Raw genomic sequence first — 10924 nt, 5'->3', positions numbered from 1 at the left:
CCGCCGCTTCGACAGGGATGCTTGTGTTCGGCTGGTTTTACGTCAAGCTGTATATACAGAAACCGCGCACGCGGTTGCTGGTGTATTTTCCGGCTCTCATATTTCTTACCGGCGTGCTGGCTGGCGGAGTTTTACTGAGCAGAATAACGGAAAACATCGAGCTTGAGGAGAAACGGGGATTTTTGCAGCTGGGCCGGTCGGTCGCGGCGGCGATAGATCCCGGTCATATAAATTCGCTGAAGTTTCAGCCGGGCTACGATAAAAACCGTGACGCCGCAAGGCTTGCCCGCCAGCTTGAGCTTGTGCGGCAGGCCAATCCGGAAAGACTGGCGTTTTATATTGCGGCCCGGCACGGGGAAAAAATCCGGTTTCTGATTCCGGGCGCGCGGCCGCAGGAACAGCCCGTCGCGCCGGGGGAAATCTGGCGCAACCCGCCGCAGGAACTGGAACGGGCGTTTGCTGCCTCGACCGCGCTTATTTCGAAGCCTTATTTATTCGGAGTGAATCAGATCAGCTGTTTTGTTCCGATAACAAACCCCGGCGGCAAAAGCGTTATGGCGGTGCTTGGCATTGATATGGAGTATCACCAGTGGCTGCATGATATTTATGCGCGCAAATTCCCCAACCTTCTGGTTGTTTCGCTGCTCATGCTTCTGGTGGTATGTTTTTTCGTTTTTTATGAATTCAGCGAGAAGTCCGACAGGGAAATTTATGAGCGGGAACAACGCCTGCGCACCATTCTGGCCAGCATAGCGGAAGGCGTGATTGTAACCGATTTGAACGGACAGATTTCGTTCGCCAATCCCGTGGCCTTGAGTCTGACCGGCCGGACCCGCCGGGAAATCTGCAATCACCGCCTGCATGAAGTATTCAGGATTGGTGACGGAGCCAACACTTTCACTGTACCCGACGGCATTCATGTAACCTCTCACAGTTTGCTTGCCGCAAAGGGCGGCAAAACCACGGTGGTGGCCACAAGCATCGCTCCGCTGTCTGACCAGAACGGCGAAACCACCGGTTCGGTAGTGATATTCCGGGATATGACCGAAGCGCTCTCCGCGGAAGAAGAACTGCGTCATGCGCATGATTTCAACGACGCCATCATAACCAACATGCCGCATGTCTTTTTTATTCTGGACAGGAGCGGCCGTTTTGTAAAATGGAACAATGTCACCTGCGCCCTTATCGGCCTCGGGCCTGAAGAAATGCGCGGCGTATACGCGCCCGCGCATGTGATGGACAGGTACCGGCCCGCCGTGGAGGAGATTCTTCGGTCATGGCCCGCCGAGCCGCAGGATGTGGAAATGCGGATTGTCACCGCCGACGGAATAAGGGACTTCCGCTTTTCCAGCATGCCGCTGCGCAATGGCGGCGAGGATTTTCTTATCATATACGGCCGCGACGTCACCATATTCAAGCAGAAGGACGAACAGCTGCGGCTGGCGGCGGAAGAATGGGCGCAGTCGTTCGATTCCATTCCCGATATAATGTTCATAACCGACACGCAGTACCGCATTCTCCGCACAAACGCAGCTTTCCGCCGGCGCACCGGTATCGCGGATGCGACAAATAAAAACTGTCACGACATTTTCAGCGGCGGCGATTTCGCCTGGCTGTGCCAAAGGCTGGAATGCACCGATTTCACAAAAGCTCCCGGCGAGCTGGAAGTTTTCAATCCGGACACCCGAACCAGCCTTCTGGTAATCAACTCGCATCTGCTGGACTCCAATGGCGAGCTTAAAGGTCTGGTGTTCGCCATCCGCGACATAACGGATTTGAAACGCGCGGCGCAGGAAATGCGGTCGGCCGCGGAAATGAAATCGCAATTTCTGTCAGTGGCGTCGCACGAGCTTCGCACGCCGCTGAGCGCGATCAAGGACAGCATTGATATTGTCGCGGAAGACGACGCGGCGCTTGAGCCCCAGCAGCGGGAAATGATTTCCATAGCCAAACGCAACATAGACCGGCTGTCGAGGCTTATAAACAATATCCTTGATTTCCAGCGGCTTGAGGCCGGCAGGCAGCAGCTTCACATTGTTGAAAACGATCTGGGAAATATCATTGAAGAAGTCTGCCTGCTGTTTAACAATCAGGCGGCCGCAAAAGGCATCCGGCTGGAGCTCGGTTTCGCCGCCCTGCCGGTCGTCAAACTCGACCGGGACATGATCGTGCAGGTTCTTGCCAATCTGGTGGGCAACGCGATCAAGTTTACCGATCACGGAGGGGTGACCGTTTCGGCCCTGGAGGACGCCGGCAGAGTCCGGGTGACAGTATCCGACACCGGCCCCGGAATAAAAGCCGAGGATTTAAGCCGCCTGTTCCAAAAATTCGAGCAGGTGGGCGACAATGCCGGCCGGATAGCGTTCGGAACCGGCCTGGGGCTGGTAATCGCGCGCCATATCATCGAGCTGCATGGCGGGAAGATCTGGGCCGAGTCGGACTTGCGGACAGGAACCTCCTTCATCTTCGAGCTGCCGGTTCAATGACAGCCCCCCCCTTTTTCCTGAAAACTTTGTGAAAAAACAGGCCCCGCAATATTGCGGGGCCTGTTTCCGGTTTCAGGAGATTGCCTAGCCGAGATGTTCCGGTACCGGTTCGCGGCTTTCTTTGGTGTAAGAAAGCGAAAATAACAGCAGCCCCAGCAGCAGATAGCCCGTGCCGAACTGGAACGGAATCTGGTTGGCGGGATAGCTCAGCGTCCACGGCAGATACATGTTCCCGTCCGGAATGGCGGAATGGATGATGCCGAAGAACGTAAACCCGGCGCACAGCCAGATGTAGATGGCGGCGCGCTTGAGCCGCCGGTCAATAATTTCCGCTACCGCGGCGCCCCAGAGCATGGCGGTAAGAATGAACCCGTTGCCGAGCGCTACGGTGATCAGCAGTTCCGGCAGACTCTTGTCGGTTACCCTGGTTATCAGGCCGGTAACCTGTTCCGGCGACAGGAAGGACGTGAGCTTGATCTGCAGCATTCTCGCCACCGTCGGGAAATAGGCGAACGCCACCGCCGCGGCGTGCCGCTGCGGGCAGGCTATGAAAGCCTGGCCCATGATGTCCAGCGCGACAAACACCAGAATAGGCGCGATAACCGCGCGCGGTATGAATTCCACGATATAGCTTATGTAGCCGAAAATACCGCCAAGCCCCACAAACAGGCCCGTCAGCAGGGTGTAGCCTGCCCGGCTGCCCATGTGCTTGTAGGCCGGCTGGCCGATATACGGAGTGGACTGTGCGACCCCGCCGAACAAACCCGCGATCAGCGTGGCGACAGCTTCCGTAAGCAGAATATTGCGGGTATTGTAGTCGTCACCCGCCACGCGCGCGCTTTCGGTTACGTTAATGCCGCCGACTACGGTCAGAATGGCGAACGGAAACGCCACGGGAATATATTTGACCGCTTCCTTCATTCCTTTCAGGAATTCAAGAGTCGGCAGCGGAAAACCCAGATGCAGTTCAATGTTGGGCGGCGCGTATGTGCCGCCGCAAAACCCCATCGGCCCCAGTATATAATAGATCAGCGTGCCTATCGCCACCGCCGCCAGCGCGCCGGGAAAGTTTTTAGGCAGCTTGATATGCGCGACCAGAGAATACAGTATCAGGCCCAGCGCCAGCAGCCCGATAACAGGCATGCTGAACACTTCCACCATCGGAATAAAACCTATAAGCGCAAGGCCTATGCCGGCCAGCGAACCGAGCAGCCCCGCCTGCGGCACCACTTTCTGCACCCACTGGCCTATGAACGAGAACAGCAGTTTGACCAGCCCGATAATGACCATGGTGGCCATGCCGACATACCACGTCATCATGGCGGCGGAATGCTCGTCCATGCCGGCCGCCTTGAATCCCACAAACGACGGGCCCAGCACCGCGAAAGTGATGCCTATGGTAGAGGGCGTATCAAGTCCCAGCGGCATTGCCGTTACATTGGGGTTATTGGCGCGCCTGGCCAGCCGGAATACCATCCAGGTGTACACGGCGTCGCCGAACAGCACGCCGAACGCCGTGCCGGGAAACATTTTTGTATACACTATGTCGGCGGGAAACTTGAACAGCACCGTCAGGATGAACGCCATGAAAGAAAGCACTGTGACGTTGTCGAACATCAGCCCGAAAAAACCGTTGATATCGCCCGGCGCGAACCAATTGTATTTTACAGGCCGGATTTCTTCTTTTGTCATACCGGCTCCTTGCCGGGAAGCGTTTTCCGCTTCCCGTGAATACTATATTATTTAAATTTGGGACGGCCTTCAAGCCCGCCGGCGCGGTCAGGCGATATGTTTTTCAACCGCGTCGAGCAGCGCGTGCACGTCAATCGGCTTGGTGATGTATTCAAGGCAGCCGGATTCGCGGGTAATGCGCGCGCTTTCTTCGCTCAGGGCGATGGCCGTAACTATAATGATGGGAATACTCGCGTAACGGTCGTCGCTTTTGAGTTCGCGCGCAATCTCGACGCCGTTCATGTCGGGCAGCCGGTAATCAAGCAGGATAAGGTTCGGCTGGCAGCTTTTCGCCTGGGCCAGTCCGGTCTGCCCGGTTTCCGCTTCCTCGACACTGTAACCGCGCGACGAAAGCAACACCCGGAGCAGTTTCCTGTTCATCTCGTTATCGTCAACCACCAGAATAGTTTTGCTCATGTTCAGGCCCCTGTGCCGGTATGGAAAAGGTAAACCGGCAGCCGCGATCAATTCCTTCGCTTTCAACCCAGATCGAACCGCCGTGCAGTTCAATGATTTCTTTGGAAATGGACAGGCCCAGCCCCGTCCCTCCGTACTGGCGTGTCCGGGTTTCGCCAAGCTGCTCGAATTTGGTGAAAATCCGCCCTATGTCCTGCGGCGCTATGCCTATTCCGGTATCGGCAACCGAAACCGACAGATCCCGCCCGGTCCGGCGGGCGGTTATGCTCACGGACCCGCCGGACGGAGTGAATTTGACCGCGTTGGCCAGCAGGTTGAACACCACCTGCCTGATGCGGATTTCGTCCGCCCGCACCATGCCGATATCCTCAGGCGCGTCGCTGTCAATGGCAACGTTGTTTTTCAGCGCGCGCGCCTTGACGAGATTGACGCTGCTTTCCAGCAGCTTGCGGACGCTGATTTCCCGCAGGTCAAGCGTCATTTTGCCGGATTCGATCTTGGCGAGATCAAGCACGTCGTTTATAATCGCGAGCAGATGCTTGCCGCTGTCGGAGATGTCGGTAAGAAATTCCTTCTGCTGGCCGCTGAGCGCGCCGACGGTTTCGTCCCGCAGCACATCCGAAAATCCGATAATCGAGTTAAGCGGCGTGCGCAGTTCGTGCGACATGTTGGCCAGGAATTCGCTTTTCGCCCGGTTTGCGGTTTCGGCGGTTTCGCGCGCGCGGATAATCTCGTCTTCCGCCTGTTTGAGCTTGGTGATGTCAATCATCGTGCCGGTCATCAGCAACGCGTGCCCGCGCGCGTCGCGCGCGGGCACATCGGCGCGCGAGTCCAGCCATTTGAGCTGTCCGTCCGGCATTGCCACGGGATAAACCGTGCGGTAATTTTCATACTTGCCCGAAATCGTGCCCCAGAACCGCTCAAGGTTTTCGTCCAGTATGCGGGCATAATCCGGGTAGGCCGTTTTTGTCCGCGACAGCAGTTTCACCCACTCGCTTATTTTATAGGATTTGTCTTCTTTCACCGACGGCTGCTGCCCCAGTATCCGGGCGGTGTTGTCAAGCGCATGATAGGTGTCGTCTTCCTTGAAATCAACCCACCACGCGCCCACGTCAGCGGCGGCGAGAGAACCGTGCACCAGCTGGTTGAGCACCACCAGCTCTTCCGTGCGCGATCTGACCAGATCTTCAAGGTGCTCCTTGTAATTATTCAGTTCGCGTTCCGCTTTCCTGCGTTCCGAAATATCACGCACGAGCGCCCAGATGCCGGTATTGTTGCCGGCCTTGTCTTTGATCGTCCATATTCGCATGCTTACCGGAACCAGTTGCCCGTCTTTTCTTATGATTTCCCGTTCATAAGGCTCGGAATAGCCGTTCGGAATCAGTTTGCCGGCAATGATTTCGTCTTCCAGTTTCCGCCAGCGCGGAGGCGTTATGGCGTTGCGGTCCAGTTCCTTTATTTCCTCGTCCGTATAGCCCACTATATCACGGTACGCCTGATTGCATTCAAGCACTCTGCCCAGCATATCGGTGCGCACCAGCCCGTCCGCCAGCGATTCGTAAAGGCCCCGGAACCGTTTTTCAGAAATGTCGCGCAGCGTGCACACCAGGTGTTTGTTGCCGGACGGATCGGTGTAAACGGCTTTGGAACTCATCACCGTATGAAGATTGCCGAACCTGTCGCTTACGATTTCTTCTTCATTTGCTATCGTGCCCTTGAGAAAAGCCCGCTCGTCGCTATCCCAGAAAGTACGCGCCTGCTCTTTGGGGAACAGGTCGTTTTCGCTTTTGCCAGTGAGCTGCTCTTTTGAAAGGTGCATGATTTCGCTGAAAGCGTCGTTTACAAGTTCCCAGCGATGCTCGCGGTCTTTCACGAACAGCGGATCGGCTATGGTATTTAAGATTGTTTCCAGATAAGTCTGGGAATTTTTCAGGGCCAGGCTTCTTGCCTGGCTTATCCGCAGTTCTTCATGCTGCCGCCGGAAAGCGGCTTCCGCCGCCTCCTGTTTGGTGATGTCGCGCGCGACGAAAAGCCTCGCGAGCGGCTGTCCCTGCTCATTTTTTATGATAGAGGCGGAAAGCGTGACGCTGAATTCCGTCCCGTTGGAATGCAGGAGTTTCACGCCGCCGATCCAGCGGCCGCCGGTATCAAGCGCGCTGCCGATGACCGGGATAAGCTGAGAGTCCGACAGCATGTCGGAAAGCATTTTCCCGGCCAGTTCCTTGCCGCTTAGTCCCAGCGCCGTTTGGGCCGATTCATTGCTGTAACTGATTTTCCAGTCGAGATCTGTCATTATGAAACTGTCAAAAGCGCTGTCAACCGCGTAAGACAGCGTCCGCACCTGCTCGACGGCCGCGTTTCGTTCGGCTATGAAGCGGGAGCGCTGAATGTTCTGGTATGCTTTCAGCGACAAAACCGCAGACATCGTATGCAGAAAATCCGCTATCCTGTTAAAACGCTCTTTCGGTATTACCGGGACCTCGGCGAGAGCTTTTTTAAATTCCTCCTCATCCGCGCCGATCTCGCGGGCATAGGCGAGCAGCCTGGTGTCGTCCATGTTTTCATCCCGCACCTGGCCTATCAGCCACTTCGCGCCGGATTTTCCGCCTATGGAGATCGGCGTTCCGGCATCCCACAGCCCCACTCCGAAACATTCCCGCACGTCCGGTTTGTCCGACGGTTCGGAACCGATCCGGCCGTCGGAATACCGGCAATTTTTCAGTCCTTTCTCGGTTTTCCGTATAACATCATTGCACAGCCGGCAGAAATTGCTCGGTTTCGTTATGAATTTGCCGTCCAGCGACATGATGGCTGACGCGACCCCGGTCGCGGCTGAAAAAGTGTCCTGTATTTTCTGCAATTCCGACACATCAAACATATCGGTTATGGCGATATCGCGGTCAGTCCCCGGATCAAGTTCCGACAACCGCTGCGCAAGGCTGTCCTGCATCAGCTTGCGGTCGTGTATATTGCGCGCAACGCCTGCCGTGCCGAGGATTTGGCCGTCCGCGCCCAAAACGGGTGTTTTTGCCGTTTCAACCCACCTCCTGACGCCGCTTCTGTCCGTTATTTCTTCATCGGAAATCAACTGCCGGGCGGATTTCAGGACGGTAGCATCGTCCGCGATATACTTTACGGACAATTCAGGCGGCCAAAGCTCATAATCGCTTTTGCCGATCAGATCTTGCGCGGACCGGCCGCTGGCTTTGACAAACGCTTCATTGACCGCCCTGTAGCGGCCTGCGCGGTCTTTAATCCAGGCGATATCGTTAATGGAATTGAGCAGGGCCTGCGCGTGAACGAGGCTGTCGTGCGCGGGAAGTTCGCGCGGCTGCCGGGCTGGCGGCAGGCCGGCTGCTATTTTACCAAGGAAACCGGTATCGCGGCTTGCCTCTAGCGCCAAGACCATCAGCGCAAACGCCGCCGCCGCGTCAATCACGCCCGCATACAGATCCGCGCCAGAGGTATAAGCTACCAGTGTTTGCGGAATCTGCCACAGGTGCCGCACTGTTTGCGCGGCAAGAAAAGCAAGCACTGCGCGGGCCAGCACCCCGGTCACAGCCTTCCGCCTGTACAAACGGAAACTGAAGACCAGCGCAACTATTTCACAAATCAACGCACTGGCGAGGATATACAGCATAACAAGTTTTCCTACCCCTTAATCGTACAAACAAATTAGACGGCGGCCTATTCATCGCCATCAACCCAATTCTGATTATACAAAAAACCGTCCGCCAAAACGTGCACGGACGATTTTTTCAAAAAAGGACCTTATAAATTCCGCTCACAAAAACCCGGCGCCGGCCGGTACGGCATAATGATTGCCGGCATGGCATAGCTCAAGCGAGGGGACGGAGTGTGTAACCCTGCATAAGCGGGGCAAACGAAGTTTGGATCCAAAGACCACCCGGCTTGCCGGTAAAACGTAATAACAACCGGCAGGCCAATGGCACAGCCGGGGGAAGTTCATCCGACCGTTCCTATAAAACATCGCACCGATTCCACCAGCGCTTTTATGTCGAACGGTTTTGAGATATAATCGTCGCATCCTGATTCCAGAGTGATGCGCTCCCGATCAGATTTCATGGCGCTTGCCGTCACGATTATGATCGGGATATGCGAAAGAGCCGGGTCGGATTTTATCATCCGCGACAGCTTCACTCCGTCAATTCCTGGTAGCCGGTAATCCATAAGGATAAGCTGTGGAGGCTGCGCTTTTATAAGCGCCAGAGCGGTTTCTCCGGTGTCCGCTTCGGCAATTGCGTAACCTTGATTTTCAAGAATTACTCTGAGCAGTTTCCGGTTCGTAGGGTTATCATCCACAATTAAAATCTGCTTGCTCATAACTATTCTCCGCTTGGTTCTTCAACCTGAAATATTGATTTCCTATTGAGCACGCAACAAAAATGTAACTTGTAATTTTAAAATATACTGCTTCGCTTTTTACATTTGTACTACAATCCATACATAATTTAGTGTAGCAGATTGTTTTCCCATTTGCCAGACCCATTTACATCTTTCGGCATGATTCAGACAGATTAAAAAAGCATGCCGGAATGTGCTAGAATATGAGCGGAAAATTGTGCCAGAGTGAGTTATCTTATTTAAAACAGGGGATCACTGTGTTTGCAAACATGAAACGGCGTATTGTAGAAACGGGCGTTATTGCCGCGTGTTTATCAGCTCCGGCGTTTCCGGCCGAGGCGGTTACGGGAAAATACCGGATGGATTTTTATGGCCTCATGAAGATAACCTCAATATACAATTCGCATGGAGTAGCGGGTGACGACTATCTGGCCTATGTAACCTCCGTTGATCCCAAAGAAGGCGATTTCAGCATGTCGGCCCGCGCCACACGGCTGGGGCTGAATGTAGCGGATGAAGAAGCGAATGCAGCCGCGAAAATCGAAATTGATTTTCTGGGGCTGACTGACAGTTTGAGCGGCACAGCCGGCACCAGTGTCAGCCCGCGCATCCGCCACGCCTATATGACCTATAAAACCGGGGACTTCAGTTTTCTCGCCGGTCAGACCTGGCAGCTCACGCCGTTCGAACTGCCGGATACCAACAATGATCTGTATTTCGCTTACGCCGGCGCGCTCTGGGCGCGGGCGCCGCAGCTGAGGGCAACATGGTCGCAGTCGCCGGACTGGAATGTATCGGTTGCGGCTGTCCGGCCCACAAGAAAACTGACCGACGCCGAAGGCACCGCCTCCAAAATTCCGCAGGCCCAGGCTCAGGTGCAGTTCAAGCTCGGCGCGGCTAAAATCACCGTGGGCGGCGCATTGGGGCAGTGGGAAAGCACCGGAACGTTTCTGCCCGGCAACGTGCGGCTGATAGATTTGGGGTTTAGCGTGCCGTACGGCATATTCACGCTTAACGGACAGATCTGGACCGGCGAAAACCTTTACGATTTTCAGGGCGGCATAGGCAATATGGGCTATGACGGGCAGGAAGTCAAGGCGTCCGGCGGGTTTGCCGACCTGAAAATCAAACCGTGGGATTATCTGTATTTCAACGCCGCTTGCGGAATTGACCACCCCGAATCCAAGTATCTGGCGGTCAATTCAAAAATGAAAAATTCCATCGTCATGGCCAATGTCAACTATGTGCTGAAAAAAAGAATCACGCTGTCGTTTGAAACTTCCTATATGGTTACGGAATATAAAACCGCCGAGGGCAGTGAAAACAGAGGCGACCAGCACTACCAGTTCGCCATAACCTATCCTTTTTAGGCGGAATGATGCCTTCGAAGTCTGATACGGGCCGGGCGCGGGAAACAAACTCCCGCGCCCGGTTTTTCAATGTATTGACCGCGGCGGGAGTTTTTCTTGCGGCATCCTGCCTGTGCCTGCCGCTTGTAAATACCGATATGTTCTGGCACCTGTCGGCCGGGAAGTATATGCTGGCGCACACAACGGTCCCGGCGCGTGATTTTCTGTCGTGGTCGCGCGCGGGAGCGGGCTGGACGGATTTCGAGTGGCTGCTTCAGCCGCTCTATTACTTCCTTTATTCACGGGCCGGTTATGCGGGCCTTTTCGCGTTGAAATTCACGCTGCTGGCGGGACTGTCCGTTCCTGTTTTAATGACGCTGCGGCTGTACGGGCTGACCGCAAGCGCGTTTGCCGTGCTGCCGCTGCTGGCTGTGGCGCTGCTTCCCAGTCTGGACATCCGGCCCGAAAACTTCAGCCTGCTGCTGTTTGCGCTCACGCTTTTCATGCTTGAAAAGATCCGGCTGTCCCCTCCGCCCGGGAAAAAACGCCGGCTGGTTTACGGGCTTGTGTCCGCCG

7 protein-coding genes are annotated in these 10924 nt (G+C 55.4%); 3 read left to right on the top strand and 4 right to left on the bottom strand.

Going from position 1 to position 10924, the window contains the following annotated elements:
• Positions 1-2486: PAS domain S-box protein (locus PHW69_08215; protein MDD4005169.1), on the top strand; the 2486-nt coding region annotated here is incomplete at its 5' end.
• A gap of 84 nt (positions 2487-2570) precedes the next feature.
• Here PHW69_08215 and PHW69_08210 read toward each other — a convergent pair.
• From PHW69_08210 to PHW69_08195, 4 genes are all read right to left on the bottom strand, one after another.
• Positions 2571-4178 carry a hypothetical protein gene (locus tag PHW69_08210; GenBank protein MDD4005168.1) on the bottom strand — a complete coding sequence of 536 codons (1608 nt, stop codon included), beginning with the start codon at positions 4176-4178 and terminating at the stop codon, positions 2571-2573.
• Between the two features lie 87 nt (positions 4179-4265).
• Entirely contained in the window at positions 4266-4634 is a 369-nt protein-coding gene (locus tag PHW69_08205; GenBank protein ID MDD4005167.1) for a response regulator, read from the bottom strand.
• A complete protein-coding gene (locus PHW69_08200) occupies positions 4609-8193 on the bottom strand; it encodes a PAS domain S-box protein (protein MDD4005166.1) in 3585 nt (1194 codons plus the stop codon). The genes PHW69_08205 and PHW69_08200 overlap by 26 nt, the downstream gene beginning before the upstream one ends.
• Positions 8194-8600: 407 nt before the next feature.
• The gene (locus tag PHW69_08195; GenBank protein ID MDD4005165.1) at positions 8601-8978 is read right to left on the bottom strand and encodes a response regulator; all 378 of its coding nucleotides are present in this window, start codon (positions 8976-8978) and stop codon (positions 8601-8603) included.
• A gap of 290 nt (positions 8979-9268) precedes the next feature.
• Here PHW69_08195 and PHW69_08190 point away from each other — a divergent pair, with 290 nt between their 5' ends.
• Positions 9269-10369, top strand: coding sequence for a hypothetical protein (locus PHW69_08190; GenBank protein ID MDD4005164.1), 1101 nt, complete (start codon positions 9269-9271; stop codon positions 10367-10369).
• A gap of 8 nt (positions 10370-10377) precedes the next feature.
• Positions 10378-10924, top strand: a 547-nt coding sequence (locus PHW69_08185) for a hypothetical protein (GenBank protein MDD4005163.1), incomplete at its 3' end; no start/stop codon positions are given.

It is taken from the genome of Elusimicrobiaceae bacterium, from assembly GCA_028700325.1.
Taxonomy (GTDB): domain Bacteria; phylum Elusimicrobiota; class Elusimicrobia; order Elusimicrobiales; family Elusimicrobiaceae; genus JAQVSV01.
This window is presented reverse-complemented; position numbering and strand designations above follow the sequence as displayed.

Bases quoted from the DNA above. Each gene is read 5' to 3' on its own strand.
- PHW69_08195 (MDD4005165.1), bottom strand. From the start codon at position 8,978: ATGAGCAAGCAGATTTTAATTGTGGATGATAACCCTACGAACCGGAAA.
- PHW69_08210 (MDD4005168.1), bottom strand. From the start codon at position 4,178: ATGACAAAAGAAGAAATCCGGCCTGTAAAATACAATTGGTTCGCGCCG.
- PHW69_08205 (MDD4005167.1), bottom strand. From the start codon at position 4,634: ATGAGCAAAACTATTCTGGTGGTTGACGATAACGAGATGAACAGGAAA.
- PHW69_08190 (MDD4005164.1), top strand. From the start codon at position 9,269: ATGAAACGGCGTATTGTAGAAACGGGCGTTATTGCCGCGTGTTTATCA.